Origin of the sequence: Thermococcus sp. 5-4, from assembly GCF_002197185.1 — an archaeon.
Lineage (GTDB): Archaea > Methanobacteriota_B > Thermococci > Thermococcales > Thermococcaceae > Thermococcus > Thermococcus radiotolerans.
On the sequence record NZ_CP021848.1, the window covers coordinates 52,883 to 77,929 of the forward strand.

35 protein-coding genes and 2 tRNA genes are annotated in these 25,047 nt (G+C 53.4%); 11 read left to right on the plus strand and 26 right to left on the minus strand.

What is annotated here, in order from left to right; genetic code table 11:
* Positions 1 to 24: 24 nt before the first annotated feature.
* From CDI07_RS00255 to CDI07_RS00330, 16 genes are all read right to left on the minus strand, one after another.
* A complete protein-coding gene (locus CDI07_RS00255; protein WP_012572872.1) occupies positions 25 to 180 on the minus strand; it encodes a 30S ribosomal protein S27ae in 156 nt (51 codons plus the stop codon).
* Position 181: 1 nt separating this feature from the next.
* On the minus strand, positions 182 to 478 hold the full coding sequence (locus tag CDI07_RS00260; RefSeq protein WP_088179705.1) for a 30S ribosomal protein S24e: 297 nt from the start codon (positions 476 to 478) through the stop codon (positions 182 to 184).
* Entirely contained in the window at positions 468 to 1,001 is a 534-nt protein-coding gene (locus CDI07_RS00265) for a GTP-dependent dephospho-CoA kinase (RefSeq protein WP_226996588.1), read from the minus strand. Before CDI07_RS00265 ends, CDI07_RS00260 begins: the two co-directional genes overlap by 11 nt.
* Positions 998 to 1,186, minus strand: coding sequence for a transcription elongation factor subunit Spt4 (gene spt4, locus CDI07_RS00270; RefSeq protein WP_088179707.1), 189 nt, complete (start codon positions 1,184 to 1,186; stop codon positions 998 to 1,000). The genes CDI07_RS00265 and spt4 overlap by 4 nt, the downstream gene beginning before the upstream one ends.
* A complete protein-coding gene (locus tag CDI07_RS00275; protein ID WP_088179708.1) occupies positions 1,183 to 1,743 on the minus strand; it encodes a DNA-directed RNA polymerase in 561 nt (186 codons plus the stop codon). The genes spt4 and CDI07_RS00275 overlap by 4 nt, the downstream gene beginning before the upstream one ends.
* A gap of 36 nt (positions 1,744 to 1,779) precedes the next feature.
* Complete coding sequence (locus tag CDI07_RS00280) at positions 1,780 to 2,316, minus strand: inorganic diphosphatase (RefSeq protein ID WP_088179709.1); 537 nt, start codon at positions 2,314 to 2,316, stop codon at positions 1,780 to 1,782.
* A 111-nt stretch (positions 2,317 to 2,427) separates the two neighbouring features.
* A complete protein-coding gene (locus CDI07_RS00285; RefSeq protein WP_088179710.1) occupies positions 2,428 to 3,450 on the minus strand; it encodes a DUF5305 family protein in 1,023 nt (340 codons plus the stop codon).
* Positions 3,447 to 4,538: a hypothetical protein gene (locus CDI07_RS00290; RefSeq protein ID WP_193432405.1), complete on the minus strand. Its 1,092-nt coding sequence runs from the start codon at positions 4,536 to 4,538 to the stop codon at positions 3,447 to 3,449. The genes CDI07_RS00285 and CDI07_RS00290 overlap by 4 nt, the downstream gene beginning before the upstream one ends.
* Positions 4,535 to 5,605 (minus strand): signal peptidase I, encoded by a 1,071-nt coding sequence (locus CDI07_RS00295; protein ID WP_088179711.1) that lies wholly within the window; start codon positions 5,603 to 5,605, stop codon positions 4,535 to 4,537. Before CDI07_RS00295 ends, CDI07_RS00290 begins: the two co-directional genes overlap by 4 nt.
* Positions 5,602 to 6,111 carry a DUF1102 domain-containing protein gene (locus tag CDI07_RS00300; RefSeq protein ID WP_088179712.1) on the minus strand — a complete coding sequence of 170 codons (510 nt, stop codon included), beginning with the start codon at positions 6,109 to 6,111 and terminating at the stop codon, positions 5,602 to 5,604. The genes CDI07_RS00295 and CDI07_RS00300 overlap by 4 nt, the downstream gene beginning before the upstream one ends.
* Positions 6,112 to 6,175: 64 nt before the next feature.
* Positions 6,176 to 6,712, minus strand: a complete 537-nt coding sequence (locus CDI07_RS00305; RefSeq protein WP_088179713.1) for a DUF1102 domain-containing protein — start codon at positions 6,710 to 6,712, stop codon at positions 6,176 to 6,178.
* A 1-nt stretch (position 6,713) separates the two neighbouring features.
* Complete coding sequence (locus CDI07_RS00310) at positions 6,714 to 7,361, minus strand: DUF1102 domain-containing protein (RefSeq protein WP_226996629.1); 648 nt, start codon at positions 7,359 to 7,361, stop codon at positions 6,714 to 6,716.
* A 166-nt stretch (positions 7,362 to 7,527) separates the two neighbouring features.
* Positions 7,528 to 7,962, minus strand: a complete 435-nt coding sequence (locus CDI07_RS00315; RefSeq protein WP_088179715.1) for a hypothetical protein — start codon at positions 7,960 to 7,962, stop codon at positions 7,528 to 7,530.
* Positions 7,963 to 7,966: 4 nt separating this feature from the next.
* Positions 7,967 to 8,182, minus strand: a complete 216-nt coding sequence (locus CDI07_RS00320) for a hypothetical protein (RefSeq protein ID WP_088179716.1) — start codon at positions 8,180 to 8,182, stop codon at positions 7,967 to 7,969.
* Between the two features lie 407 nt (positions 8,183 to 8,589).
* Positions 8,590 to 8,665: transfer RNA gene (locus CDI07_RS00325), tRNA-Gln, on the minus strand.
* Between the two features lie 514 nt (positions 8,666 to 9,179).
* Positions 9,180 to 9,257 (minus strand) — tRNA-Pro (locus CDI07_RS00330).
* Between the two features lie 74 nt (positions 9,258 to 9,331).
* Here CDI07_RS00330 and CDI07_RS00335 point away from each other — a divergent pair.
* Entirely contained in the window at positions 9,332 to 10,390 is a 1,059-nt protein-coding gene (locus CDI07_RS00335) for a glycosyltransferase (protein ID WP_088181514.1), read from the plus strand.
* Here CDI07_RS00335 and CDI07_RS00340 read toward each other — a convergent pair.
* Positions 10,343 to 10,807 carry a hypothetical protein gene (locus CDI07_RS00340; protein WP_088179717.1) on the minus strand — a complete coding sequence of 155 codons (465 nt, stop codon included), beginning with the start codon at positions 10,805 to 10,807 and terminating at the stop codon, positions 10,343 to 10,345. The genes CDI07_RS00335 and CDI07_RS00340 overlap by 48 nt on opposite strands.
* Positions 10,808 to 11,056: 249 nt before the next feature.
* On the opposite strand from CDI07_RS00340, the gene CDI07_RS00345 reads away from it, so the two are divergent.
* The 3 genes from CDI07_RS00345 (at position 11,057) to CDI07_RS00355 (ending at position 13,938) form a co-directional block, all read left to right on the plus strand.
* Positions 11,057 to 11,770 carry an ATPase domain-containing protein gene (locus CDI07_RS00345; protein ID WP_088179718.1) on the plus strand — a complete coding sequence of 238 codons (714 nt, stop codon included), beginning with the start codon at positions 11,057 to 11,059 and terminating at the stop codon, positions 11,768 to 11,770.
* Between the two features lie 9 nt (positions 11,771 to 11,779).
* Positions 11,780 to 12,187 (plus strand): hypothetical protein, encoded by a 408-nt coding sequence (locus tag CDI07_RS00350; RefSeq protein ID WP_088179719.1) that lies wholly within the window; start codon positions 11,780 to 11,782, stop codon positions 12,185 to 12,187.
* Positions 12,188 to 12,249: 62 nt separating this feature from the next.
* Positions 12,250 to 13,938: a DUF4910 domain-containing protein gene (locus CDI07_RS00355; RefSeq protein ID WP_088179720.1), complete on the plus strand. Its 1,689-nt coding sequence runs from the start codon at positions 12,250 to 12,252 to the stop codon at positions 13,936 to 13,938.
* On the opposite strand, the gene CDI07_RS00360 is transcribed toward CDI07_RS00355, so the two are convergent.
* Positions 13,935 to 14,276 carry a transcriptional regulator gene (locus CDI07_RS00360; RefSeq protein WP_088181515.1) on the minus strand — a complete coding sequence of 114 codons (342 nt, stop codon included), beginning with the start codon at positions 14,274 to 14,276 and terminating at the stop codon, positions 13,935 to 13,937. The two genes, CDI07_RS00355 and CDI07_RS00360, sit on opposite strands and share 4 nt — an antisense overlap.
* 101 nt (positions 14,277 to 14,377) lie before the next feature.
* Positions 14,378 to 15,025 (minus strand): metallophosphoesterase, encoded by a 648-nt coding sequence (locus tag CDI07_RS00365; RefSeq protein ID WP_088179721.1) that lies wholly within the window; start codon positions 15,023 to 15,025, stop codon positions 14,378 to 14,380.
* Positions 15,026 to 15,529: 504 nt separating this feature from the next.
* Between CDI07_RS00365 and CDI07_RS00370 the strand changes: the two genes are divergently transcribed.
* Together CDI07_RS00370 and CDI07_RS00375 are read left to right on the plus strand one after the other, a co-directional pair.
* A complete protein-coding gene (locus CDI07_RS00370) occupies positions 15,530 to 16,324 on the plus strand; it encodes a nitrilase (protein WP_088179722.1) in 795 nt (264 codons plus the stop codon).
* Between the two features lie 225 nt (positions 16,325 to 16,549).
* Complete coding sequence (locus CDI07_RS00375; protein WP_088179723.1) at positions 16,550 to 16,933, plus strand: multidrug transporter; 384 nt, start codon at positions 16,550 to 16,552, stop codon at positions 16,931 to 16,933.
* Here the strand turns inward: CDI07_RS00375 and CDI07_RS00380 are convergent.
* Positions 16,917 to 17,717 (minus strand): class I SAM-dependent methyltransferase, encoded by an 801-nt coding sequence (locus CDI07_RS00380; RefSeq protein WP_088179724.1) that lies wholly within the window; start codon positions 17,715 to 17,717, stop codon positions 16,917 to 16,919. The genes CDI07_RS00375 and CDI07_RS00380 overlap by 17 nt on opposite strands.
* A gap of 97 nt (positions 17,718 to 17,814) precedes the next feature.
* Here CDI07_RS00380 and CDI07_RS00385 point away from each other — a divergent pair, with 97 nt between their 5' ends.
* From CDI07_RS00385 to CDI07_RS00395, 3 genes are all read left to right on the plus strand, one after another.
* Positions 17,815 to 18,537 (plus strand): hypothetical protein, encoded by a 723-nt coding sequence (locus CDI07_RS00385; protein WP_088179725.1) that lies wholly within the window; start codon positions 17,815 to 17,817, stop codon positions 18,535 to 18,537.
* Between the two features lie 145 nt (positions 18,538 to 18,682).
* Positions 18,683 to 19,225, plus strand: a complete 543-nt coding sequence (locus tag CDI07_RS00390; protein WP_145954960.1) for a hypothetical protein — start codon at positions 18,683 to 18,685, stop codon at positions 19,223 to 19,225.
* Positions 19,218 to 19,610 carry a sigma factor-like helix-turn-helix DNA-binding protein gene (locus CDI07_RS00395; RefSeq protein ID WP_088179727.1) on the plus strand — a complete coding sequence of 131 codons (393 nt, stop codon included), beginning with the start codon at positions 19,218 to 19,220 and terminating at the stop codon, positions 19,608 to 19,610. The genes CDI07_RS00390 and CDI07_RS00395 overlap by 8 nt, the downstream gene beginning before the upstream one ends.
* Here CDI07_RS00395 and CDI07_RS00400 read toward each other — a convergent pair.
* The 6 genes from CDI07_RS00400 to CDI07_RS00425 all read right to left on the minus strand — a co-directional run bounded on the left by CDI07_RS00400 (position 19,591) and on the right by CDI07_RS00425 (position 23,249).
* The gene (locus CDI07_RS00400) at positions 19,591 to 19,974 is read right to left on the minus strand and encodes a PadR family transcriptional regulator (protein ID WP_088179728.1); all 384 of its coding nucleotides are present in this window, start codon (positions 19,972 to 19,974) and stop codon (positions 19,591 to 19,593) included. The two genes, CDI07_RS00395 and CDI07_RS00400, sit on opposite strands and share 20 nt — an antisense overlap.
* Positions 19,975 to 19,979: 5 nt before the next feature.
* The gene (locus CDI07_RS00405) at positions 19,980 to 20,684 is read right to left on the minus strand and encodes a YhfC family glutamic-type intramembrane protease (protein ID WP_088179729.1); all 705 of its coding nucleotides are present in this window, start codon (positions 20,682 to 20,684) and stop codon (positions 19,980 to 19,982) included.
* 2 nt (positions 20,685 to 20,686) lie between these two features.
* Positions 20,687 to 21,025 carry a heavy metal-binding domain-containing protein gene (locus CDI07_RS00410; RefSeq protein ID WP_088179730.1) on the minus strand — a complete coding sequence of 113 codons (339 nt, stop codon included), beginning with the start codon at positions 21,023 to 21,025 and terminating at the stop codon, positions 20,687 to 20,689.
* A gap of 89 nt (positions 21,026 to 21,114) precedes the next feature.
* Positions 21,115 to 21,690 carry a YiiX/YebB-like N1pC/P60 family cysteine hydrolase gene (locus CDI07_RS00415; protein WP_088179731.1) on the minus strand — a complete coding sequence of 192 codons (576 nt, stop codon included), beginning with the start codon at positions 21,688 to 21,690 and terminating at the stop codon, positions 21,115 to 21,117.
* Positions 21,691 to 21,827: 137 nt separating this feature from the next.
* Positions 21,828 to 22,409 (minus strand): YiiX/YebB-like N1pC/P60 family cysteine hydrolase, encoded by a 582-nt coding sequence (locus CDI07_RS00420; protein WP_088179732.1) that lies wholly within the window; start codon positions 22,407 to 22,409, stop codon positions 21,828 to 21,830.
* Between the two features lie 72 nt (positions 22,410 to 22,481).
* Positions 22,482 to 23,249 carry a hypothetical protein gene (locus tag CDI07_RS00425; protein WP_145954961.1) on the minus strand — a complete coding sequence of 256 codons (768 nt, stop codon included), beginning with the start codon at positions 23,247 to 23,249 and terminating at the stop codon, positions 22,482 to 22,484.
* A 96-nt stretch (positions 23,250 to 23,345) separates the two neighbouring features.
* Between CDI07_RS00425 and dph2 the strand changes: the two genes are divergently transcribed.
* Both dph2 and CDI07_RS00435 read left to right on the plus strand, forming a co-directional pair.
* Positions 23,346 to 24,380: a diphthamide biosynthesis enzyme Dph2 gene (gene dph2 / locus CDI07_RS00430; protein ID WP_088179734.1), complete on the plus strand. Its 1,035-nt coding sequence runs from the start codon at positions 23,346 to 23,348 to the stop codon at positions 24,378 to 24,380.
* Complete coding sequence (locus CDI07_RS00435; protein WP_088179735.1) at positions 24,377 to 24,988, plus strand: METTL5 family protein; 612 nt, start codon at positions 24,377 to 24,379, stop codon at positions 24,986 to 24,988. Before dph2 ends, CDI07_RS00435 begins: the two co-directional genes overlap by 4 nt.
* Positions 24,989 to 25,047 lie beyond the last annotated feature (59 nt).

Below are 25,047 nucleotides of genomic sequence, written 5' to 3' on the forward strand. Positions count from 1 at the left end.
GAAAAGCCGGAAGAAGGAGAAAAATCACTTCCTCTTCCACTCGGTGTAGCCGCAGCGGCCGCAGCTCCAGCGGTCCTTGTGCTCGGCCATGAAGACGCCTGGACCGCAGCGCGGGCAGAACTTGTTCTTCCTCTTGACCTTACCGCCCTGAACCTCGTAGAGCTTCCACTTCTGCCCCATTTCACTCCTCCTCCTTCGTGATTATTCCGTCCCTTATGAGGACGTATTCCGGCTCGATGTAGAGCATCCTCTCCTTGCTCTCGTAGGCCTTGGCGTAGCCCTTGCTGACCCTGCTACCGAAGTAGCTCCTTATGTACTGGACGACTACCGTCTCGGGGTCGAGGTCGAGCATCGCCACGAGCTTGCCCTTGACGTCGGCCCTGCTCGGGGTGGCCTCTCCCTCGTGGATGACATCGAAGTATATCTCCTTTCTTCCGAGGAGCTTGTTCTCCTTAATCTCGGTAACCTTAATCTCCATCGCGAACCACCTCCATCTTCGACATGAGCTTCCCGCACTTGAGCTTGCATTCGGGTGTTACCCTTATAAGCACTACTCCCTCATCCGGCTGGCCGTAGAGCACGATGCTCCCGACGGGGGCGTAGAGCACGGCCGGAATGGCCGCCAGGTCTTCCTCTCCACACACCTTTATGTAAACCCTCCGGCCCCTTTCGGCCAGTCCAAACCCCTTTTTGATGGCGTTTAATAAAGCTTTCGTTATTGTTCCGGCGGGGTTCTGAACGGTCATAACCACCGCGCCGGTCTCTATGTCCGGCGTGTACTCCCGCCTCTTTGTCCTGTGGTCGTATATGGCCAGGCTCGGCTTTATGCCGACCTTGAGGACGTTCTCGGTGACCACGTCGCCGACTGTGACGACGTAACGCGCTTTTTCAAGCTCTCCCTTAACCCTAAGGTACGGCTCGGGAATCTCGCCCCGGACGAGCTCGCCCAAGGGCTCCTTCAGCTCCCGTCTGAGTTCGGGCGTTAGTACGAACAGCATCATCTAACCCTTATGGCGTACTTTCCGGGCACCGTAACGCCCAGCTTCTGCGCTATCCTCGACTTCTCTGGGTCCGTGATTATGACGAGGTCGAACCACTCGTCGCTCAAGTCTCTGCTCCCGCAGACTGGACAGCGGTCTTCGGTAGTTATGTAGTGACAGTGTCTGCACGCCCTCTCCTTCGTCATGCCTCAGCCTCCTTGCGCTTCTCCTTCTCTATCCAGTCCCTCTTTCCGAGACCGGGCTGGCGCATGGTGAGGCCTATCTTGTTCTCTCTAATTACCCTGCTCTTGATGCTTATGGCGATGACCCTTGCCTTGACCTCGTCCCCGAGCTTGAGGATTCTCTTGGTCTCCTTGCCGAGGAACTGCTTGTTCTTTTCGTCGAAGACGACGTAGTCGTCCATGAGCTGGCTGATGTGGACGAGGCCGTCCATCGGGCCTATCCTGATGAACGCACCGTACGGGGCGACGTCTATGACCTCACCCTCAACGACCTCGTGCATCTCGGGCTTCCAGACGAGAACGTCGAAGACCACCTCGTGGTAGGTGGCACCGTCGCCGGGCACGATGACGCCCTGGCCGATGTCCTCGACGTCCATAATCGCAAGGATAACTCCCTCGTCCCTATCGTAGATGCCCTCGTAGGTCTCGCGGAGGACGAGCTTTGCCGCCTCCTTTGGATCCATCGTGAACATCCTGGGCGGGATTCTCACAACATCCCTAATCTTGAGGAGCTTGTACATGCCTTTACCTCCCGTGGGGAATAAGAGGGAAAGAAATCACTCCTTCTTTCCAAACTTTTCCTTGTACATCTCGATGGCCCTGAGGATCTCCTTCTTGGCCTCCTCGGCGTTGCCCCAGCCCTCTATCTTGGTGACCTTGCCCTGGAGCTCCTTGTAGCGCTGGAAGAAGTGGGCAACCTCGTCGAGGAAGGCATTCGGGACGTCGTCTATGTCCTTCCAGTCGTCGAAGTACGGATCCTCAACGGGGACGGCGAGGACCTTCCAGTCCTTATCTCCGGAGTCCTCCATCTTCATGATGCCTATCGGTCTCGCCTCGATGAGCGTGAGCGGATAAACCGGCTCGCGCATGATGACCATGATATCGAAGGGGTCGCCGTCGTCGTACCAGGTCTGCGGGATTATTCCGTAGTCGACCGGGTAGAAGAACGGGCTGTAGAGTACTCTATCGAGCTTTATAAGGCCGGTCTTCTTGTCGAGCTCGTACTTGTTCCTGCTTCCCTTCGGAATCTCTATGAGAGCGTAAACGACCTCTGGAACCTCCGGTCCGGGCTCAAGCTCGTGGAACGGGTTCATCTCTAACCACCTCTTACCTCTTGTAGAACTTCTAGGTTAGCCTTTCGGATAGGGCTTTTAAAGTTGTTGGTTACGAAAACCAGAAAAGCAGTAGGGGGAAGGGGAGGGCTCTCAGTTGGCCTCATCCCCTTCCTGAGGCAATGGCTTCCGGTACTCGTAGGATATTCCGTCGTCTATTATGGCGAAGACCTCGTCCTCACCGTCGATATAGTGGAGTATCGGTTTGTCCACAAGCTCGAAGGTCGTCTCCAAATCCTTGGGGGTCTTCAGGACGACCCTCTTCTGCACGGGCCCTGGTGCGCCCTTGACTATGTACGGCCTTATCTTGGACAGCTCGTCCTTGGGCGGCCTTGCGGTGTACACGTATCCGAGGAGGGGTATCAGCATCAGGAGTGCCAGCAGTGTGGTTACCACTTTAGCTGTGTCCACGTCGCTCTCCACTCCCAGAACGTTTGCAGTGACCTCTTCCCTTGTCGTCTTTGTTAGCGTCCTCCCTGCGGTCTTGGTGGTGCCCTTGAAGTAGTAAAGGCCCGCGCCGCCGTCCCTTACTAGCTCCATTTCATGGTCAAAGTTTTCGTTTATCGTCTTTCCACCGACTTCCCCGGTTCCTTTAACGGTGGTTGTTATGATTACACGCCTGTTCAATCTCCGCATTCCGAGTTCTTCCGCCACGTTTGCGTTCATCTCGTTGAGCTTATTCATGTCGAGCGTGTATTCAACTGTGAATCCCCCATTCTGGAGCTTGCCCTTCTTGTCGAAGAGGGTCTCCTCCCACATTATGACCTCATCACTACCCTTGTTGACGTAGTAGATGACCTTCCCGGTGACTTCGTAGGTGCCGCTGCTCAGAGGCGGACTTGAATGGTACGTGTACATCAGCAGGAACCTGTCGACTAGGGCTATTGGGTACTCGTCCCTGAAAACCATGTAGCCGTAGAGTTCGTTGGGCTTGAGGTAGGCCGCGTGCTTCAGCTGGCCCTCTTCCCTGAAAGTTCCAAGCTTCTGTGTGTTCACCACGTACGGGCTTGCGCTCATGAGCTTCACGGAATAAAATCCAAACACTAGGAAGAGAATCAGGAATACTCCCAGGACTTCCTTCCTCCTAATAAACCTCGAAACATCTTCTTTCTTCATCCTTCACATTCCCCTGTGCCGTTTTCATGATTATAGTCGTGGTCGTGATTGCATCCGCATTCATCGTGCTCCTGGCAGCAGTCGTCGTGGCAACAGCCGTCATGGCAGCATCCATCGTGGTCATCACAGCAATCCACAGTCACGACAAGAGCGTTGCTCGTTATGCCGTACTGGACTATGGTTGCCCCTTCGTTCAGGTTGTATTCTCCGCATGATGTAAATCCTACATGTCCTCCTCCGCAATGACAGTTGTTTTTGGTTCTTGTAAATATAGTTACGTTCATGTGGGCACTTCCTCCCGCTGGGATCGTCACGTTCCATTCCATCTTTGTGGCCGGCTGGGCGTGGTGTCCTCCTTTCTTTCCGCAGTGTCCTCCGCACTGGTTGCCATCGTTTGCTGCCCAGAACCTGTACGTGCCGGCACTTGCGCTGGTTCTATCTAGGCTCACGTTGAACTCCGCAGGTATCGTGTCGGTTATGGTCAGGGTGAGGTCTTCTCCTGTGGGATTTGTCACGAGTATCTGGAAGACCCATTCCTGGTACGTCTTTAGTGGTATTCCGCTGGTATTGCCGTAGAGGAGTGTCTTTTCAATGGTCGGCCCGCCCTTTACTATTAGTTTTATGGAGCAGGTCTCTATGACTGCATCTCCCCCGTTCCAGTGAGCGTACATTGTAACCGGGATTATGTACTCCCCAGGCACGACGTCACTCACGCTCACGTGTCCAATAAAGGTGTACTCGTCTCCCGATGCTATCCTTCTCTCGGTGCCGTCGTCTGTTTCTATGGACATGTCAACATTTCCTGGAAGACCTGAGTAGTCCGGGGCCAGCCGTATCCAGACGTCTTTCAGTTCGTTCAGATAGTTTCTGACGGTCAGTGCATCAAAATCTGTTTCGCTGTTGGCACTGACTTCCACAACTGCGGCGTGGCCATCTTCACAGTCAAAGCCCAAGTATTCATTTTCGTGGGGCACAACCTGAACCTTAACCTCTCTCGATGCCTCGAAGCTTACAAAAGTTCCACTGGAGCCTACGAGAATCAGCGAAGCCAGTGCAAGCGTTATAATGATTGAGAATAGAGCTTTCATATCCTAAACACCTCCGTAATTCCTCTAAAGGAAGAAGTTCTCTTTTTCCGGATTCTAAGAACATCTTCGTCCCCGATGCCTGAGAGTATATAAAACACTCCAAGGAACAGGGAAACCTCTGCAAGAATTGCAAGAAGAGGCATCATAGGGTTTATTGCGTATAACATGCTTATTAGTGATTTAGGCAATAAGGGCATATATGCATTTACTTTAACTTTTGCAGTGAATATCGAGGTCTCCTCAGGGGCTGTAATCATCACACTCAAGGCTGTTTCTTCATTCCTATTCAAAGTGAATTCTGTCTGGGAAATTTTGTCAATGGTAGAACTCTCTGGCGAAACAAAATATAACATGGGATAAAAATTGTTATTCTGTATAGTTAGCTTTTGTTCGAACGTCTCTCCTGGAAGATACCAACCTTCTCTCTGTCCGCCGGCTGAAGTTACGGCATATTCTATAGGGAATACTTGCCACGAGACAAAAGTAGCGACAGAGATCATTATCAGGAGAAACATTGACGAAATCAAGTATAATGTCTTGAATTTTATTTGTATAAACTTAGAACGTTTCTTTCTTGTGTTCTTCTCGTCTCCCAGAGTGAATAAAATAACCCCAAAAATGACTAGAGCTCCTGCGAGGAACATTTTTGCTTTGGGGGTTAGATCCTTGTCTATGTATAGCCCCAATTTTGGTATTACTACGGGTTTGCCGCCAAAAGTGATGACCTTTCCTCCAATCTGAGATCTCTTTATGGGAGGGATTTCCTTGTTTAACTGATCAGTTGCAACATTGTTGTCCCCCTTAGTCAGATATCCACCGGATACAACTCCTACGACCCTGTGGACAGTCCAAGTACCTCCAGCATTGAAGACTATAATATCGCCGACGTTTGGGTTCCTTGAGAATGGATTTATAAAGAACACATCGCCTTTACTTATTGTTGGGGTCATACTGTTTGAATATGCATATGATACAAAAATTGGTCTATTCATTAAGACACCTAAAAGGGAACCTATAACTAGAATTACAAGGAATGTTAGTATGAAATACTCTATTATTTTGTTCATTCGCAACTTCCCCCTACAGCGGTTATTTGAATACTAGTTGCATGCTCACCCAGTTCTACATCATGCGTGTCAAAACGCATCCCTACATGTAGGGTCTCATTCGCGGTAATCTCTATTTCCAAAGTTTGTGTCCAATTTCCATTAAAGTTCCCCTCAAAAAATGAAATCCATGCAGTTTGAGAAATAAGGGTAACACAAATTTTTGAATATCCTGTCTCACTTTCGTTGTTCGTGATTGTAAATACATCATCAAACACATACACGCTATCTCTGCTGAGTCCATTGCCAAATCCGGGATAAAACGGACTGCGATTAGTAATATCCACCTTCAGAACTCCGTTGCTTGGATGAGCATATGGAGGGAGTGGAGTTTCAAGGGAGATTGCCTGATTGGGAGCACCATACACTACCACTTGGAGGGCATCATTAGGATAGATAGTACCAATGCCTATTAAGAGGATAATAACCAAGCCCATTCCAATCAAGATATTGTTGACAATTTTCACATCACTCCCTCCTCAGACAATAATGTAAAACGTAAATGGAGCAAACGCTCCTAAAATGAAACATTCACCCCTGCTCACAGTTACTAAGGTCTGCGTATGCTTTGATGATTATGTCATCCGCGATTGCGTCTCCGGCATCATAGCCCGTACTGTTTATGACGATACCAACAGCCTTCATTTCTCCGGGCTGGAGTATGAAGTATATTGGTGAGTCTCCGTATCCGCCAGTGTAGTCGCCTACGAAAAACTTGTACTCGTCGTCATTATAGTTGATCTCGACGCAGATTGGCATACCTTCCCACAAGTGGTTGCTAACCCCAAAAACGTGCTCGAAGACGTAGATTGAGTCTGGGCTAACGCCTTTTCCGTATCCTTCTTGGTAGTTAGGGTTGTTTTCTCTGATGGCAATTGTCAGAACTCCTCCCTCTCCTGTGTATGCGTAAGGCTGTAGGGGTTCTAGGTCAATAAGTTCGTTCTCGTCAGAGACGACCTCAATATGGACGTCTCTCTGCGCCTCAAAGTATGCAAAGGTGGCACTAGTGGCAGCAACTGCAACGAGGAGGCCAATAGCAAGGGCGAACAGGCCCATAATCTTTCTCATTTCAGACACCTCCTGGTCCACAGACGAAGTCTTCGTCTCCCTCAGGGTACGCGTATATTGTTATGGTTGCATCATAGGACTCCTGTCCGGCATTGATCTCCATTCCTATGCTAACTGCGTCTCCTGGTGTCAGAACAAAGCATACATCCTTGGCGTCATACGATACCGCACTATCTGAGTCTATTGGTTTGTTACTGGTACCAGTAACATAGATCTTCCCGTCAGGGTTGTAGAATCTAATGTTGCTACTTGAGGACACGACCCTAACAGTAATGTTCATGTCTTCCCACAAGTGGTTGCTTACATTGAAGATTTCGTCGAAGTTATATCTCGAACCTTTGCTAAGGCCTGAGCCCAAGTCTGTGTTGTTCCATGATGCATTGAAGTATGGCGAATTTGGGTTTCCTGGCCAGTTGGGGTTGTTCTTAGAAAAGTCTATAACTAGCTTGCCTCTATCATTAATGTATGCGTAGGGCTGGACCGGTGTCAAATCGATGAGTTCACTGTCGTCTGTAACCACATCAATGTGGAGACTTCTGTTTACCCGATAGTCCCTGAAGGTCGCACTGGTGCCTAGTGCAAAGGCCGCCGCGATCATCAGCCCCAGCATACCGAGGGCCAAAATTTTCTTCATGGTACATTCCTCCATGTTTTCCAAACCGACACCCTAGGCGAAGGCCATCATGGGGATGTCTCATTGATTATAGTGATGTCAACCTATATAGTAAATTCCGGCTTACTGGGTGGTAATCCCTCATTACCAGGGGTAAAAGGGCCCAGTTTGATTAGAAGAGACAGGTTATAGCAGTATTCTGCTAAAACAGCCTCTTTACCCTGTTGTGGTGTACCAGGCTTATGACCAGATACACCATGGCAGCCAGCAACAACGGCATGCTGCCCAAGTACCAGCCCGCGATGATGAATATTACCGACGTTCCCATGTAAAAGGTACTCCAGCTTATGTCGTGCTTGTTGACTACCTCCATGTAAACGGTCACATCGTCGGGAACCTTCAGGAGCGTGACGACGCCGTGGTTAAAGGTTATGACGCCCTCCCTCTCCAGCTTGGGGATGTGGGTCTGAACCAGGCTGACGTAGACGCTTTTCCTGTGCTTCCTATCTGTGTCTCCTTCCCTCTCGGCTATGTACTCAACTAGCTCCCTGAGCTCAACCCTTCCATCTTTCTCCTTGAGGTACTCTATCATCAGCATTCTTCTGTCGTTTCCGAGTATCGTGGTTGTCGCGCCCATTGTATCACCGCAACCTGTAATGCTTTCTCTTATTCCCATTGGTGTAGAATGCTTCCACCTTCTTCTGCTCCACTAGTTTCCTGAGGGTTCTCTCAACCTTCTGCCTCGTGCAGAAAATGCCTCTCTCATTGAGGAACCGCGTCAGAAAAGCGACACTGAGTGATCCGTGGACCCTGAGGAGGTTCATAATCTCAACCTCCAGGTTAACTACGTTGCTCACATCCTCACCCCCTCCATGTTAAGCAATACGTATGTAACATCACTTTGAAACTCAGCGCTAAAGTATTTAAAAGTTCCTGAAAAGTCCGATTTTGGAATTTGGGGCTGTTTTATACCCATTCTTGGTTCAATCTCCTGTTTTCAAAACGGACCTTGGAAATACTCCCGTTATCTTCCTGTTCTCTGGCCGGGCCTTCCAACATTATTGTGGATTTTACTATATATTGGAAAAAATCCAACGATATCTTGGACAAATTCCCACGGAGGTTGGGACATTGAACCTCCCCCAATGGTAACGTGGGAATACTGGGAACCAAGGGAATACTTCTTGAAGTATAATGTGCGGTTCGAAAGTCAAACTAAGAATGGGGAAGATTGTGGGGTTCGAAGGTCTGGAGCCCGATTGAATGGTAGCCCCGCGGGGATTCGAACCCCGGTCGCGGGATCCAGAGTCCCGCATGCTTGGCCGCTACACCACGGGGCTGTGCCCGTTGATAGGTTCAGGGTGGGATTTATAAATTTTATCCCTCGAAACTTTGCTGGGCAAAGTTTCACTAAAGTTTGTGACTCTTTTCCGGCGTCTATCGGATGCCCTGAGAGAGCGAAACACTGTAGGACCGTCAATTAAAGAGCAAACCACTTAGAACACAAGCATTTCAAAATTGCACGCACTCTTTCCGTCAACGCTGAAACTTTGCCATGCAAAGTTTCATCAAAGTTCGTGATTCCTTACTTAGAATTCGCTAGGCAACAGGGGGTTTCAGTTGAAATCTGCAATTTTGGTTGGATTCATTCCAAAAAATGCAACCCTTGATAGGTTCGGCTTTTTTTAGCGCTCCTTTGGGGCGCGGGTTGAAGTTGAACCCGCTAAAAACGTCCTTTTGACATGAATCCAACGTACAATTCGGCCACTAAAACAAAACCCCACTAAAAATTCTGACCAGTCAAAAAGGATCACCCACTTTTGATCAAACTTTTCGCCAGAAAAGTTTGTTTTCTGGTGGGGCCGCCGAGATTCGAACTCGGGTCCCCGGCTCCCGAAGCCGGAAGGATAGGCCAAGCTACCCCACGGCCCCATGCCCGCCCTTAAGGGCGGGGGCAGGACTTATAAAGTTTACGGAACAGTTTGATGAAGGTGGAGGGAAGCCCCTTGAGAATCAGCGTGATAGTTCCCACCTACAACGAGAGGGAGAACCTTGAGGAACTCTTCGATAGAATCAGCAGAGCGCTTGAGGGTTACGATTACGAAATCATCATAGTTGACGACGATTCTCCCGATAGAACCTGGGAGTTTGCCCAAGAGCTGAGTGAAAGGTACCCCGTCAAGGTGATACGCCGTACCGAGGAGAAGGGCCTCTCCTCGGCCGTGATAAGGGGATTCAGAGAGGCCTCTGGCGATGTCTTCGTCGTCATGGACGCCGACCTTCAGCATCCGCCGGAGGTTATTCCCAAGCTTCTGAAGGCCATTGAAAACGGTGCCGACATAGCGATAGCGAGCAGATACGTTCCGGGCGGCGGCGTGAGGAACTGGTACTGGTACAGGAAGCTAATCTCCAAAGGCGCGATAATGATAGGCCGCCTCGCGCTACCCAAGATAAGGAACGTCAAGGACCCGGTGAGCGGTTTCTTTGCCCTCAGGAGGGAGGTAGTTGAGGGTGTAACTCTGAATCCAGTCGGCTTCAAAATCCTCATGGAGATTCTAATCAAGGGCAAATATGGGAAGGTTGCCGAGGTTCCCTTCACCTTCGGTCTCAGGAAAGCCGGGGAGAGCAAGCTGGGGACGAAGACGATGCTTAACTACCTCCGGCACGTTTACAGGCTCATGCGCTGGGAGGGGGAGCTGGACAGGCTGATCAAATTCACCCTCGTCGGTCTCTCCGGCGTTTTCGTAAACGAAGGCTTTCTCTGGCTCTTCGTCTCCGGTTTTGGCTGGGACAAGATACTCGCCAACGTCCCGGCGACCGAGCTGGCGATACTCAACAATTTCACCTGGAACGATCTCTGGACGTTCAGGGATCTCAAGAGAAAGCCCCTCTGGAGGAGGCTCCTCACGTTTCACATAGCGGCTTTAACCGGGGCCGTTGTTCAGTGGCTCATCTACGCCGGCCTCGTCTACCTGGGGCTGTATTACCTCGTCGCCAACCTGATCGGGATAGTCGTTTCATTCGTCGTGCGCTTCCTCGTCAACAGGCACGTGACGTGGGGCTAGCGCCCCGGCGGCAACTCCTATCACCGTTATGAAGTAAACGAAGGAGATGACCAGGGCAAACTCCTCTCCGATTCCAGTGGGGAGCCTTTTCGAGATCGCCATCGCGATAAGGATGAAAAAGGCCAGCGTTCCGGGAAACCCCAAGGCGACCGTGAGGGCAAAGAGCGAAAGACCGTCCGCGTCTTTCCATCTCCTGAAGAGCCATGTGACTAGGGCCACGGCGGCGATGGGGAGCACCAGAAAGAGCAGGTCAAAGAAATCGTGGCACCGCAGGCTCCACTCGATGTCCGCAATCCCGAGGCAGATGCGCTTCCTGAAGAACCACGAGGGGTTGAAGTAGTCTTCCAGCAGGAGGAGACCACCAGTGAGCCATGTTACGAGAAACCCGAAGATTCTCTCCGAGGCCCCGGTTCTCATGATTGGTAGTAACCTGGGCTGCGATATAAACCTTTTGGGATTCTTATCCGTTTGTTTGCCTCACAATGTTATGGCCTCGGTGCTCCTTTGGTTCCCGGCTTCTCAGAGGGCGGAGTTTGGCTTCTCTATGTGTCATCCGGTTACGTCACGCTTCAAACCGCTTCTCACATTGTGGGTTCATCTGGACATCATTGGACACTTCAACCTTAAATACCCTGGGAACGTTTATGTAATACGGAGGGAGTGATCATGTACGTGGGAGAACTCCTCAAGAGTCTTGACAGGGTTTCAACCGGCGTTCCGGGACTCGACGACCTCATCGGTGGAGGCTTTATCCCCGGCAGGGTGTACCTGATCATCGGGCCCCCTGGCAGCGGAAAAACGACCTTCGGGATTCAGTTTCTGGTTGAGGGCGCCAAAAACGATGAGAAGGGGCTATTCATATCCCTTCTGGAGCATCCCAAGATAATAACCCAGGACATGCTCAGGTACAACTTCGGGCTCCTAACCCACCTCAAGTCGAAGAGGATACTCTTCTACGACATGGGTGAGAGCATCTTCGGAGCCGGGAGGAGGTTCACCTGGAGCGAGATATTTGAGAACATCCTCCGCATCATCGAGGCGGAGGGCGTCAAGAGGGTGGTCATAGACTCGTTCACGTCGCTGGAGTACTCGGTTCTCGACCCCGAGCACAAGAGGATGGCGCTGGGCAGGTTCATAAGGAAGCTCCACGAGCGCGGGATTACGTGCCTCATAGTGGCCGAGATGATGAGCTCCGAGAACTACACGGAGGACTACTACCTCACCGACGGCGTTATAGTCCTCCACCACTTCATGAAGAACTACCAGATGATAAGGGCCCTCCAGGTTCTGAAGATGCACGGCGTTGCCCACGACAGCAACCTCAAGAAACTCCGCTTCACCGAAGAGGGCATCAGGGTCTATCCGGAGGCGCCGTTCTGAGGTGGAAGCATGGAGGAAGCGAAGAAGCTCGTACAGGAGGCCTACGAGTTCGGCTACTTCGTGGGATACAAGGGGCACAGCGAGTGGGCGGAATGGGTCCGCGAGCGCAGGGAGAGGCTCTACGCGAGGGCACAGGAGCTCGGCGTCTACGAGCTCGTCAAGAACGCCTACAACCGTGGAAAGCTGGACGGGGCGAAGAAGCGGGAGGAGGAGATAAGGAAGGGGCTCGGAAAGGAAACCGCCGGTGAGGAGCGGCCGAAGCCCAAGGTGGCCCCGGAGGAAGCCGAAGAGACGGCCGGGGCTCCGGAGGTGGAGTTCGTCCGCTTCCTTGAGACCACGCGGCTCCTTCTTCCACCCGACCTCCTCGACACGCTGAAGCATCTGAAGCCACCGAGGATGCTTCACATGGGGCGCTGATTTCCATTTTTCTATGCGAGCACCTTAAATATTCCTCAGGAGAACTATGCTTGGGGATAGTCATGAGGAGCTTTTTAAAGGAAGCCGAGGTTTTTGACCCTTCGAACGTTCTGCACTACATAGCCGAGATAAGCCAGTTCCACAGGATACAGGGTTCAAAGGAGCTCCCGGAGGCCGTTCGCTTCATCCGGGAGGAATTAAGGATATGGGGAATCAACGTGGAGCTTTACGAGGAGTTCTACGACGGGAAGAGCTGGTTCCTGACTCTGAAGTCCCCCATAGCATGGGACCTGGTGCACGGAAAGGTGGAGGTTCTGGAGAAAACACTGACGACATCCCAGAGTCCCCTCGTCGTCATGGCCCACTCACCGAGCGGAAAGGCAGAGGGTGAGGTCGTGCACATAGCCCGCGAGGAGGACTGGGAGAACGCGGAGGGGAAGATAGTTCTGGTCGGAAGGGATTGGCGGGACGCCTACAGGAAGGCCAATGAGGCCGGTGCCCTAGGATTCATCGCCTACCGCGAGGGAACTGGAGATGCGATTCCCTACATCGGCCTTTTCCTCACCAAGGATGACCTAGAATGGGCGAAGATTCCCGCCGTTGCCATTCCCGAAAGCCTGGCAAAGGGCATCGTGGGAAAGCTGAACTCCGGGGAGAAAGTCGAGGCGAAGATTGAAGTTGAGACCCAAATAAACGAGCGTCAGGTTCTGCCGATCCTCTACGCGGAGGTGGGAAGGGAACCCTTCGTTCTCTTCACCGCCCACATCTGTCATCCGAAGCCAGGTGCCAACGACAACGCCTCCGGAAGCGCCATGCTGATGGAGCTCGCGAGGGTTCTGGGGAGGCTCCACGACGACTCCTTCCGATTCGGCTTCGCCTTCCTGTGGATTCCTGAGTACTACGGAACCCAGGCCTTCGTGGAGAACTACGCGGGGCTGGACAGGTACTACGCCGTCATAAACCTTGACATGGTGGCCGGAAGCGAGGACAGGGCCGGCTCAACGATAATGCTCGTAAGGACTCCGTTGTCGAGGTTCTCGGTGGTTTCCGGCCTTCTGGAGTACTTCCTTGGGCTCTCCAACGCCGCCGGAAAGAGCTTCTCGGGAAGTCCAATGCCGCGTTTAAAGCTCAAGAGCTACCCCTATGAGATGGGTAGCGACCACGACGTCTTCAACTTCTTTGGAATCCCGTCGGTGATGCCGATAACCTGGCCGGACCGCTTTTATCACTCCAGCGAGGACACGGTTGAGAAGGTGAGCAAAACCAGCATAGAGGTCATCGGCAGGGCCGTTCTGGCCACCGCCCTGGCACTCGCCAAGGCTGAAACCGAGGAACTCCAGCGCTTTGCGCGCGGCTACGCCATGAAGTACCTCGGCGAGCTCTCCCTCGAGAGGGACACCGAACACGCGGAGAAGCTAGTCATGATGGGCCTGGCCAGGGACTCGCACTTCCTGGGCATCGAGAGCGGTCACCCCTTCGAGAGGAAGTCCTGGATGCGGTGGGTTAGAAAAGGGCAGGTATCGGGCGCGCTCATAAAGAGCATCGACGAAAAGGCCTACGAGGAGTTCAAAGAGCTGACGAAGGACAGGAAAACGCTGGTGCACCTCCACGAGCTTCTCATGCTCGGCGAGCTCCTCCCGAAGGACGATGCAATGCGCGCGCTGAAGGAGGAGTTCGGGGAAGTTGAAGAAGAGAAGCTGGAGAAGCTCCTAGCCCTGTTGGAGAGGACTGGGGTTATAGAGGTACTCTAGTTCCTCTGTTTGGAGGGGTTCTTGAGCTCCTTTTCGATTTCGTTTATCCTCTTTATCAGGTTCTCCTTCAGGTGCTCTAGGACCTCGCTCGGTGAGACGGCTGTGTATACGTAGCCCAGCCATCCCTGCTCGATGAGCCTTCTCCTGAGTATGCCCTTGCGGTACAGGCTCAGGACGTGCTCCCTAACCGAGCGCTCGCTTATGCCGAGCTCCCTCTGTATCTCGGTTATCCTCATGGGCTCGCTCTTCTCAAGGAGGAGGCGGTATATCCGCAGCTCTGTCTTCTTAACCCCAAGCGAACGCAGCAGTGTCTCAAGTCTCTCGTAGACGTCACTCATCTCCGGGTCACCTGATATACTTTTATCCCACCTATGAAGTATTCCCTTCATACCTTAATAAACTTTCCCCACCGGCGGGACAAAACGGCAACCTCTTGTTCCTAGAGCGGAACACGCCCCAAGTAAATGCCCTCTGGGAGGAACGCCTCACCCTCCCTTGAATCCTTCAGAAAGGGCACCATCTTTATCCCCTGCCTTACATCGAAGCCCTCGATGAAGGGGTTGATGGTTGGGAGGATTAAAAACTTGCCCACGCGGAAGAAGACCTTCGTTTTCCTGGATGTCCCGCCGCTCTTGAACGTATACGCTGGATGTATGTGTCCCAGGTAGGCCTCCGAAAACTCCACCCTTGGAAGGTTCGTGTGCCCGTGGAGGAACAGAAGGTCTCCGATGAGTGCATGCTCGACGACCTCAACGTTGGGAAACTTTTCGGCCACCTCCTCTATCCTGCCGTCGTGGTTTCCCTTGGTTATCACCGTAGGTATCCCCCGGAGATCAGAGAAGAAACCCATAAGGAGGCGCTTCATCGTGAAGCTCAGTCCTATCGGCTCTTTGAGGTCGCCGAGCAGAATCAGCAGGTCGGGGTCTTTTTCGGCTATGAACTCCGCGAGGCTCTCCTCGAAGTGAGTTCGTATCCTCAGCCCCCGGGATAGTTCAAAGCCTATGTGGGGGTCGGCTATCAGGAGAGTTCTCCCTCTGGGAGTTTCAATCTCCATTGAGAGCCGCTCAAAGGATTCAAAAGAGTACATGGAACCACCAAGCAAAAGGATAAGAAGAGGAGCATCAGATGAGTCCGCGCTCCTTCCTGCGCTGCCTCTTCAAGCGCCTAATCCTCTTCTTGATCCACTTCCACCTCATCCTTCCCTTCTTCTTCCACTTCCTTGGGCGCCTCTTCATGATCATCACCCCTGACTTTCTCTCCAGCCATAGCTCCAGCGGTCCCTTTTTAAGCTTTTCCATGGGAAAGGGTCGATTACCTTCGAACCGTCGAAAAGCTGCCGCGCTGCTCCAACTGCCCCAAAAAGCCGTGTGAGAGCAGGTTCTGAGTTCCCCAACTTTTCACGTCTCTTGGTCCTTTTTGCTGTCATTCCGTAAACATATCTAGCTTTTACGATTAATGCGTTGTTGTTCCTATCGCAATGGCTGATTTAAAACAACAATGGATTTATCTGCCAATGTCATTGGGTCTGAGGTTTGGAAAGACCTTCCGCTAACCTTATCTATCTCGCGGGCGATGTTAGGACGGTGGTAGCATGAAGGTGGCTTACGTTCAGATGGAACCGGCCCTTCTCGAGCCGGAGGTTAACTATTCCAAGGCCGAGGAGCTGATCCGTGAGGCGGTCGATAAGGGTGCCCAGCTTGTCGTTCTGCCGGAGCTCTTTGATACCGGCTACAACTTCGAGAGCCGGGATGAGGTTGATGAGGTTGCGGGTCAGATTCCCGATGGACCAACGACTCAGTTTCTGATGGAGCTTTCGAGGGAGCTGAGAGTTTTCATAGTCGCCGGAACCGCCGAAAAGGACGAGAAGGGGAGACTCTACAACTCGGCTGTGATGACCGGGCCGATAGGGAGCGGCTACATCGGAAAGTACCGCAAGATTCATCTCTTCTACCGCGAGAAGCTCTTCTTCGAGCCGGGCAACCTTGGCTTCCACGTCTTCAACATCGGCATCGCGAAGGTCGGCGTCATGGTGTGCTTCGACTGGTTCTTCCCGGAGAGTGCTAGAACGCTTGCCTTAAAGGGTGCCGACATCATAGCCCACCCGAGCAACCTCGTCATGCCCTACGCGCCCAGGGCTATGCCGATCAGGGCTTTGGAGAACCGGGTTTACACGATAACCGCGAACAGGATTGGGGAGGAACGCGGACTTAGGTTCATAGGCAAGAGCACCATAGCCTCACCGAAGGCCGAGGTGCTGGCCATGGGGAGCGAGGATAGGGAGGAGGTGGCCGTCGTCGAGGTTGACCTCTCCCTCGCGCGGGACAAGAGGCTCAACGACATCAACGATGTATTCGCCGACAGGAGGCCCGAGTTCTACACGCCCTGACTTTTCATCTCTTTGAAATTTTCCCATGTTCCCTCCCAAGGTTATGAAGTGTTGGCAATTCGGTTGTGATATTATCAAAACCGGGTTGGATGAATGCAATAACATCCAACCTTTGCGTTCCTTCCTTGCAGGATCTTCATGAAAAATCGCCGTTCTATCCCCTGTTTCCTTTTTGGGGCAATGATTCGAAAGGGTTTTAAGAACTAAGGCCAAATATGGTATTTGATGACGAGAGGGAGAAGATACTTCCTTTTGCTGGTGCCCGTTGCGGTGGCGGTGGTGGTTACCCTAGTCGTCAATGCGGAGATGTTTCCCGATGATTACTCATACCAGAGGATCTTTTTTGGGCCGAACGACGTTCAGGCCGAGATTCTGCCCGTGAATTCCCACATAGCCGGCTACATACTCGCCGAGAGGCCCTTCTCCGCCTACGTGGTCTCGTCGAAATCCGGCTACTTTGAAGGCAACAGCGATAACGTCCTCATGAGATGGGAGAACGTCACGAACGTCACCCTCGACATCAACGTTTCCGGCGAGGGCTACTACCTGGTGATTAAAAACGGCAACGCGAGCCAGGAAATAGAGATGAGGTTCAAAGCGGAGCGCTGAAGTCCTCCAGCACAAGCCCTGCCACGTCTTTTCTCGGTTTCCTGAAGTAAAGCACGCCCCAGGTGTTCTCAACGCCTCGGCTCTCCCCGGGTATGAGCCGGGCCTCCCTGAAGAACATCCTCCCGATTGCGAGCTGCGTTGAGATGTCCCAGTAATGGAAGTCCACGCCGCTTATCCTCCTGAATTCCGGCAGAAGGTAGTAGCCCCTCTTGAAAGTTCCCCTGACGAAGTCGTAGCCCTCGTGCATGGACGCTATCGTATGGCCGTCCCTCCTTCCCTCAACCAGGAACCTCCTGTAGCCGATGCGGTACATTATCCAGTAAACCCTGTCCATGTCCTCTATCAGGAAAACACCATCATCGCTGAGCGACAGGGCAACCCCTGCGAAGAGCCTGACCGCATCGAAGGGGTCGAAGTGCGGCATTGTGAACCCCCAGAGCACCGCAACGTCGTGCTCGTCCACCAGCTTTCCGACTTCCCTAGCATCCCCCTGAACCATTCTAAGCTCGGGATGTATCCCTGCCATTCTGAGCCATTCCCTCGCCAGCTCGAGGTCGTCCTTTCTTGCATCGAGGACAGTCAAACGTCTGGCTCCGGTTACCTTGGCGAGGGCAACGCCCGCTATGCCGGTTCCGGCGCATATATCCAGAACCCTGCCCTTCGAAGGCAGTTCGCCGGAGATTTTCTTGAAGAACTCCTCTATCTTCTCGAACCTCTCCCTCGCCCTCTCGTCCCCCGGGTTCATTCGCCAGTTTATGTAGCGGTAGAGCTCCTCAAGGGACATGCCATCACCACGGTGAGGAATGTGTGAAATTATTTAAACCCATCGAAAGGCTTAAATATTTTGTCAACTTACATAGGTTGACACTTAGGTGATGGGTATGCGGATCGAGGGCGCGGTGCCGATGAATTTCTCTGGCTTTCAGCTCTTCTTGGCTGCCACGGGCAGTGCCCTCATTCTGTTTGTTCCCATTATCCTAGGCTACGTTTGGATTTCCCTCCTGGGCTGGTTTTTCTTGGCCGCGTCGTGGGGAACGTCCGTCGAGGTTGAAGGGGAGAGGCTGAAGTTCCGGTACTTCTTTGGAAGGCTCTGCTCCGAGGTCAGAGTTACCGAGATCAGGGAGTTGAAGACCGTCAATCGCCTGGAGAACGCCGTCATGGCGAGAGAATTTCCGGGGATGTTCATCCTCATCGTTTCCGTCATAATTTTCGCGTTTGTTGAAATCCTCACCTCCCCTCTGGTGGCGGAGTACGGCCTTAACAGCTGGTTCGTCCTTGAGGCCACCGGGCTGGTGTACCTGGGCTTCATGGTTTTGCCCTTCAAGAGAGAAACCCAAGCTTTCTCCCTCGTTCTTTTACCCCCAGTTCTTGGTTTTCTCGTGAACCGCGTGAAACCAGGCTCCATTGATGAGGTCTCAATTTTTATGGCAACCTTCATGGCTTTCTTGCTGCTCGTTGGATATTACAGAATGGATTATATTGTCCTGAAAACCTCCCGGAGGAGCTATCTGATAGCCATCGAGAGTAGGGGAGAGGCTTTTAGGGTTCTGAGGGAAATGGTCCAACTTCAGGATGGGAGGGGATTTCAGAATGCGGCTGATTAAAGCGGGCCCTTTTCCGGTTAGGGGTCTCCCGCTATTTCTATTCTCGATGGGAGTTATTGGAATATCAGTCGCGTGGTACGTTTCCAGGCTTACTGGACTTCCTGTGGAGCCCTTTTTCATACTCTCATGGGCTTTATCACTTGGCATGGGCGCCAAGATTGGAGACGGAAAGCTCGTCCTCCTCTACGGCTTTTGGTTCATAAGGCAGGAGATAGATTTGAGCTCCATCGAGGAGATATCTCTCCTATCGAGGCTTGACAGGGGAAGCATAACGAGGCATTTCAAAGCCTACTCCCTCACCTGGCTCGCGGTGGTTTTGTGGGCCCTCGCTGACCTCGTGATTTTGAATGCAGGGAATAACGGACTCAGGCTCTACATGGACGTCTTTGTAATCTCTACCTTCACAGTTTTCTTCCTTGCACAGACCCTCCCAAAAAGCGAAAAGACCTTCCTCCGCTTGGCAGCGTTCGTATGCGCTGCGTTCTTGGTGGCGTTTCCCCTCTACAAGTGGGGCCCAAAAACCCTCATCCCTGGGGCGTTCTTCGTCCTGCTGATAGTTTTTATAGTCAAGACCTTCCAAAAGGGCGATCTCATCCTCATAGTCGCGGACGGAAAGTCTTATCTGCTATCCTCGGATAGAGGGGTGGAGGTTCTAAAACTCATCCGGGAGGCTATGAGAAATGCTTAGACTCCCCGAGGGCATGGAGAGGGTCTGGCTGATGAAGGCGAAGGGGATGCGCGAGGTTGAAATAGCCGAGGCCCTCGGAATCTCTCGGCAGGCTGTAAACAAGGCTCTGAAAGATGCCAGAGTAAAGCTCTTTGAGGCCTTTTTCGGCCTCGCGGAGGTTTTCTCGTGGGAGATTGTGAGGGTTAACGCCGAGAAGGGCTTCATGGTCGCGAGGGGCAGGTGCCTCGATAAAAACGTCCGCGTTTACGCTTTCTACTTCCCCGGAAAGGGTGTGAAGGCCTTCTTCGGCGAGGAACTTCCCGATTACGTGCTCGAGCACGCCGTTGAGATGGGGATAACAAAAAAGCTGGACAGAGAAGACCTAGTTAAGGCTTTAGAGAGCTGATGCCCTTCTCCGCCTTTTCCATCTTTTCAAAGGTCTCCAGTATTGCATCCACATCTGCTTTGAGTTCCTCTAGAACCGTCCGTCCGAGCTTCGTCAGGGAGTAGTACTTCCTCGGTCTCCCGCCGACCTCCGCCCAGGTGTCCTGAACCAGTCCGCTCTTCTTCAGGCTCTTGAGGATGTCGTAGAGTGCCCCTTCGCTCGGCACGATTCTGCCGTCGCTCAGCTCCTCGAGCCTTTTCCGTATCGCGTAGCCGTGCAGCTCCCCTTCCCGCTCCAGGAGCAGGAGGACTAGGTAGGAGTAGAGTCCTGAGCGAAGGTCCTTCCTCAGCTTTTTGAGGGCTTTCTCCTTTCTATCCATCAGCACGTCGCTCACCACAGGGTGGCCTCTTCCTCCGGAAGCTCGAGCTTCGCCTTCGGAATCGTGTAGTACAGCAGACCCAGTGCGGCGAGGGCGCTTATAACTTCTACCGCGTACATGACCGGTGCGCTTTTCGTGAGCTGGTAGTACGCCGCCATCGAGTCGATGACCGTGTGGATTCCTATAATCGCCATAAGGCCGGTCTTCCCGTAGCCCTCCCTGTATGCGTACGCGAGGTATATTCCGGTCCCCACGTGGAACAGGACGACGAAGTAGCGCTCCACCATCGAGATGAGTGCCGTGCTTAGCGGGACGTCGAGCGGCTTTCCGGTCGCCAGCGCTCCCGCGAGGGCCGCCCCGGCGATGACGAAGACCTCCGTTATCCCGAAGCCCAGGCCGAGGAAGAGTCCCGTGTTCAGGCTCTTTCCCTTCACCAAGAGGTACTTTGCTCCCTCCTGTATTATCCCAGCGATAAGACCGAGCCATATCGAAACACCTATGGTGAACGCGGTTCCTCTCGCTATAACGTCGGCGTTGGACTTTATTCCCATCCCGAGGAGGGGAAGCTGCTGGACGGGGTTCTGGATAATCATGGCTATGAAGAACGCGGCCAAACCGAGGGCGAACTCTCCCCACCTCTGCTTCTCGAAGCCAAGGAAGTAAATCGTTGCCCACGCCAGCAGCCCGCCTATTATGGGGAACGGGAGGAGATACATGCTCACTCCTCCTCAATCTTCTCAACGACCACCGCCGTACCGTAGGCGTATATCTCGGCCATGCCAGAGGCGACCGCGGAGGTCATGAAGCGGACCCCTATGACGGCATTTGCCCCCATGTCTTCAGCGTGGAGCTTCATCCTCCTCAATGCCTCCTCCCTCGCCTCCGCGAGCATCTGGGTGTACTCCTGAACCTCTCCGCCCTTGAGGTTCTTGAAGAACGCCATTATGTCCCTTCCGACGTGGGTGGCCCTGACTATGCCGCCCCTCGCGAGGCCCTTGACCTCGACCACCCGGTAGCCGGGAATATTCTCGGTGGTCGTTATGATAAAATCACTCATGCCTGTCACCTCGATGCATCGAACTTCGAGGTATTATTGACGTTGAAAGTATTTAAGGCTTTCTGTCCGGCAAAAAGAGTGGGAAAAGGTCAAGCGGAGTGCTGGTAGACCACGTGGGTGTCACCGTCGTCGTATATCTCCTGGGGGGCCACTCCCCAGAGGTAACTCCACGAGAAGTGTGGGTGGGCGTCGATATCTGGACCACCTGCCGCAATGTATGCGGCCCAAACGAGTTCTGAGCAGTAGTAACGGTCTCCATATACCTGCTTCGTCCAAACTGCGAAATCGTAGGGTTTCCCGAGCTGGGCGATGGCGAAGGCAACGGCGTTGGCCTTTACCTCCCCGGATGTCGAGACCCTCAGGAGCGCGACCTCGTCGTACCGGGCCATGTACTCCCTCAGGGTGATTATCCTAACCCCGCTGAACCACGCCTCCACAACGTACCACTCACCGTTCTCCTCGTAGGCTACCATGGCGCTGTGCGTCCAGTGGCCGGGAATGAGCCAATCGCTGCTCGGGCTGTGTCCCACAACCACGTCCCCGACCATCACGTCCGTTGGATAAGGATGCTCGTAACTTCCCCCTCCACCGCTGAGGGCGAGGGCCGGGGACTGAAACGCCAGAAAAACAAGGGGCAAGAGCACAAATAGGGCGTATTTCCTCATACATATCCCTCCGGGACTTTGTTAGAACTTTGACATTAACCAATAAATAGCTTTGTATTCCTCAAGGATATTTTGCCCGATTACGAGGGTTGCATGAACGATTGTTCAACAGAATTGCATAAAAAGAAGGGGAAAGCTCAGACCGAGTGGTAGTAGACCACGTAGGTATCCCCGTCGTCGTAAATCTCCTGCGGGGCGACGCCGTTCAGGTAGGTCCACGTCCAGCCGGGGTGCGCGTCTATATCGGGACCACCGGCTGCCATGTAGGCTGCCCAGACGAGCTCGGAGCAGTAGTAACTGTCGCCATACACCTGTTTCGTCCACCAGCCCCAGTCGTAGGGCTTGCCCAGCTGATAGTAGGCGAAGTAAACCGCGTTCTGTCTCACGTAGTCGCTTGTGGCGACGCGAAGAACGGCAACTGTGTCGTACCTGCTGAGGAAGTCCGAGAGCAGGACCATCCTTATACCCGACTCCCAGGCCTCTATAACCACCCAATCGCCGTAATAGGTGTCATAGTAGGCTATGATTCCAGTGTGCGTCCAGTAGCCGGGTATGAAGAAGTCGCTCTTTTCGCCGTGGCCTATGACGATGTCCCCGGGTATCACGTTGGTCGGGTACGGGTGCCAGTAGTCTCCCCCGCCCTTGCTGAATGCCGAAACTGGGCTGGCCATTGCCAGGAGAACCAAAAATCCCAGAACTACACCGATTTCCCTTCTCATGCTACCACCTCCGAGTGGCAGAAGTAATATGTGCATCGATGGTTGATAAGGTTTACTGAAAGCCATTGATGTCTATTGATGTTCCATCTGTCCCATGAAGAAGAGAACCGTGGCGACGCTCAGGGTCAGGGAGAGGGGAGCTGAGAGCAGTAATCCCACCACGAGACCCGGTAGCCCGGTGTTCGTCACGATGAAGGTCAACGGGACTGAAATCAGCGCCCCCAAGGCGAGGTACTTGAGGGCGTAGTCCAGGTATTCCCCGCCCATCCTCGCCAGGTTGATGCTCTCCCCCAGGGCATCGCCGAATCCAAGCCCGTGGATCGAGATCAGAAACGGTGTCCCGTAGATCGCGTACAGGAACACGAGGAGCGCCGGAAAGGCCAGGAGGAACATGGACGGCATTGCCATGAGGGGGATGATTAGGACAACCATAACGGCGTACAGCATCAGATTGAACTGAAGGAACTCGAAAAAGTCCCTTTTCGCATTATCGAGAAAGCTTCCCTCCACCATCCGCAGAGCATCCCTTATGCTTCCAAGGTAACCCGCCTCGAGGTAGCTCCCGAGGAGGATGAAGAGGGCCATGACCATGAGACCCTGGGTGGAAAACGTCAGGCCGGACGCATTAGCCGGCAGGGAGACGAAGCTCCAGAGTGTCGGCGCGGGCTCGGGGAGCGGAAACCGGATTCCAACATGGGTACCCTCGAAGTTCAGGACTCCGATGACCTTCCCGTAGTCCATCAGGCTCATTATGACCGGAACCGGCAGGAGCCATTTGGTCTCCTCGAACCTGCCCCATGCCTCGCCAAGAATCTCAGTGAACTCTACCACGTTGTTCACCGTTTCATGTTGCGATTTTTTGCTTTTAACTCTTTCCGATGGTATTGACGCCGATGGACATTTAAACGCTTCCCAGCTACACAGTGTGGTGGTTCCATGCACGAGGTTTCGACCCGCGAGATATTGAAAACCCTGCGAGAGCTTGGCGTGGAGAGGGTGCTCATTCAGACGCCGGAGGGGCTGAAGAGGGAGGCCCAGTCTCTGGCGGATTTCCTTGAGGAGAACGGGATAGAGGCGATAATAAGTGGGGATATAAACTACGGTGCCTGCGACCCCGCCGATAGGGAGGCAAGGCTCCTCGGCTGCGATGCTCTGATACACCTCGGTCACTCCTACATGCGCCTTCACCTCGAGGTCCCAACGATATTCGTTCCCGCCTTTGCGAACGTTGATGTGGTTCCATCCCTCGAGAAGAACCTGAGCGAGATCGGGAAGCTGGGAAGGAGGATAGCCCTCGTCACGACCGCTCAGCACATCCACCAGCTCGACCGGGCGAGGGAGTTTTTGGAAAAGCAGGGTTTCGAGGTCCTTGTGGACCATGGGGACTCGCGCGTCAGCTGGCCGGGTCAGGTTCTCGGCTGCAACTTTGCCGCGGCGAAGGTTGACGGGGAGGGGGTTCTCTTCATCGGCGCCGGCTACTTCCACCCCATCGGCGTTGCCCTGGCAACCCGGAAGCCCACCCTCGCAGTCAACCCGTACTCAGGCGATGCGGTCTGGATGGATAAAGAAGCGGAGCGCCTGATCAGGAGGCGCTGGGCACAGATAGCGAAGGCCATGGATGCGGAGCGCTTTGGCGTGATAACGAGCACCAAAAAAGGACAGCTTCGCCTGGCCGAGGCAAAGCGCGTGGTAAAGCTTCTCCGCGAACACGGGAAGTACGCGAGACTCATAGCGATGAACCACATCAACTACCCCGCCCTCGAGGGCTTCGACTTCGATGCGTACGTTGTGGTAGCCTGCCCGCGCGTTCCGATAGACGACTACGAGAACTGGAGGAAGCCGGTGCTGACGCCGCCGGAGGTCGAGATACTCCTGGGCCTTCGCGAGGAGTACGCCTTCGATGAGATACTCGGCGGGAGGCGCGAGACCGACGAGCCGATGGGCATAGCGCTTCACGGGGTGAGAGATTGAAGAAAAAACACCTTGCCATGACTCTCTCCCGGCTGGAGGGCTTCAGGAATCCAAAACCTGAGCTTGAACAGTACCGAACCCCTGGGAATGTCGCGGCCGAACTGCTCTGGCTGGCGCACTCCCGGGGCGATATCGCCGGTAGAGTTGTTGCCGACCTGGGTGCAGGAACGGGGGTTTTGACCGTCGGTGCCTGCCTCCTCGGCGCTGAGAGGGTCTACGCGGTTGAGGTTGACGGCGATGCCGTCGAGGTTCTCCACGGTAACGTGGAGCGCCTTGGGCTGGCGGACTGTGTTGAGGTCCTCCACACCCACGTCTCGGATTTTTCGGCGAGTGTTAACACCGTGGTGATGAACCCACCTTTCGGCAGCCAGAACCCCCACGCCGACAGGCCCTTTTTGACCAAGGCCTTTGAGGTGGGCGACGTTGTGTACTCCATCCACCTGGCCAAGCCCGAGGTAAGGCGCTTCATCGAAGCCTTTGTGAGAGACTTCGGTTTTTCGATAACGCATAGAGTAACCCTTCCCTTTGAGATTCCGGCCCAGTTCTTCTTCCATCGGAAGAGGCTGGAGAGAATCTCCGTTGATGTGTACAGGTTCCAACGCATGTGAAGCGAAAACAATATATTGGATGAAGTTCAATATCTCGTGGGTATAATGAGGGGTGGAAC

Bases quoted from the DNA above. Each gene is read 5' to 3' on its own strand.
- CDI07_RS00420 (WP_088179732.1), bottom strand. From the start codon at position 22,409: ATGAGAAGGGAAATCGGTGTAGTTCTGGGATTTTTGGTTCTCCTGGCA.
- CDI07_RS00415 (WP_088179731.1), bottom strand. From the start codon at position 21,690: ATGAGGAAATACGCCCTATTTGTGCTCTTGCCCCTTGTTTTTCTGGCG.
- spt4 (WP_088179707.1), bottom strand. From the start codon at position 1,186: ATGACGAAGGAGAGGGCGTGCAGACACTGTCACTACATAACTACCGAA.
- CDI07_RS00365 (WP_088179721.1), bottom strand. From the start codon at position 15,025: ATGTACTCTTTTGAATCCTTTGAGCGGCTCTCAATGGAGATTGAAACT.
- CDI07_RS00255 (WP_012572872.1), bottom strand. From the start codon at position 180: ATGGGGCAGAAGTGGAAGCTCTACGAGGTTCAGGGCGGTAAGGTCAAG.
- CDI07_RS00295 (WP_088179711.1), bottom strand. From the start codon at position 5,605: ATGAACAAAATAATAGAGTATTTCATACTAACATTCCTTGTAATTCTA.
- CDI07_RS00410 (WP_088179730.1), bottom strand. From the start codon at position 21,025: ATGAGTGATTTTATCATAACGACCACCGAGAATATTCCCGGCTACCGG.
- CDI07_RS00290 (WP_193432405.1), bottom strand. From the start codon at position 4,538: ATGAAAGCTCTATTCTCAATCATTATAACGCTTGCACTGGCTTCGCTG.
- dph2 (WP_088179734.1), top strand. From the start codon at position 23,346: ATGCACGAGGTTTCGACCCGCGAGATATTGAAAACCCTGCGAGAGCTT.
- CDI07_RS00315 (WP_088179715.1), bottom strand. From the start codon at position 7,962: ATGGGCGCGACAACCACGATACTCGGAAACGACAGAAGAATGCTGATG.
- CDI07_RS00370 (WP_088179722.1), top strand. From the start codon at position 15,530: ATGAAGGTGGCTTACGTTCAGATGGAACCGGCCCTTCTCGAGCCGGAG.
- CDI07_RS00285 (WP_088179710.1), bottom strand. From the start codon at position 3,450: ATGAAGAAAGAAGATGTTTCGAGGTTTATTAGGAGGAAGGAAGTCCTG.
- CDI07_RS00275 (WP_088179708.1), bottom strand. From the start codon at position 1,743: ATGTACAAGCTCCTCAAGATTAGGGATGTTGTGAGAATCCCGCCCAGG.
- CDI07_RS00280 (WP_088179709.1), bottom strand. From the start codon at position 2,316: ATGAACCCGTTCCACGAGCTTGAGCCCGGACCGGAGGTTCCAGAGGTC.
- CDI07_RS00350 (WP_088179719.1), top strand. From the start codon at position 11,780: ATGGAGGAAGCGAAGAAGCTCGTACAGGAGGCCTACGAGTTCGGCTAC.
- CDI07_RS00405 (WP_088179729.1), bottom strand. From the start codon at position 20,684: ATGTATCTCCTCCCGTTCCCCATAATAGGCGGGCTGCTGGCGTGGGCA.
- CDI07_RS00385 (WP_088179725.1), top strand. From the start codon at position 17,815: ATGCGGATCGAGGGCGCGGTGCCGATGAATTTCTCTGGCTTTCAGCTC.
- CDI07_RS00360 (WP_088181515.1), bottom strand. From the start codon at position 14,276: ATGAGTGACGTCTACGAGAGACTTGAGACACTGCTGCGTTCGCTTGGG.
- CDI07_RS00355 (WP_088179720.1), top strand. From the start codon at position 12,250: ATGAGGAGCTTTTTAAAGGAAGCCGAGGTTTTTGACCCTTCGAACGTT.
- CDI07_RS00395 (WP_088179727.1), top strand. From the start codon at position 19,218: ATGCTTAGACTCCCCGAGGGCATGGAGAGGGTCTGGCTGATGAAGGCG.
- CDI07_RS00345 (WP_088179718.1), top strand. From the start codon at position 11,057: ATGTACGTGGGAGAACTCCTCAAGAGTCTTGACAGGGTTTCAACCGGC.
- CDI07_RS00265 (WP_226996588.1), bottom strand. From the start codon at position 1,001: ATGATGCTGTTCGTACTAACGCCCGAACTCAGACGGGAGCTGAAGGAG.
- CDI07_RS00305 (WP_088179713.1), bottom strand. From the start codon at position 6,712: ATGAGAAAGATTATGGGCCTGTTCGCCCTTGCTATTGGCCTCCTCGTT.
- CDI07_RS00390 (WP_145954960.1), top strand. From the start codon at position 18,683: ATGGGCGCCAAGATTGGAGACGGAAAGCTCGTCCTCCTCTACGGCTTT.
- CDI07_RS00260 (WP_088179705.1), bottom strand. From the start codon at position 478: ATGGAGATTAAGGTTACCGAGATTAAGGAGAACAAGCTCCTCGGAAGA.
- CDI07_RS00375 (WP_088179723.1), top strand. From the start codon at position 16,550: ATGACGAGAGGGAGAAGATACTTCCTTTTGCTGGTGCCCGTTGCGGTG.
- CDI07_RS00340 (WP_088179717.1), bottom strand. From the start codon at position 10,807: ATGAGAACCGGGGCCTCGGAGAGAATCTTCGGGTTTCTCGTAACATGG.
- CDI07_RS00310 (WP_226996629.1), bottom strand. From the start codon at position 7,361: ATGGAGGAATGTACCATGAAGAAAATTTTGGCCCTCGGTATGCTGGGG.
- CDI07_RS00380 (WP_088179724.1), bottom strand. From the start codon at position 17,717: ATGTCCCTTGAGGAGCTCTACCGCTACATAAACTGGCGAATGAACCCG.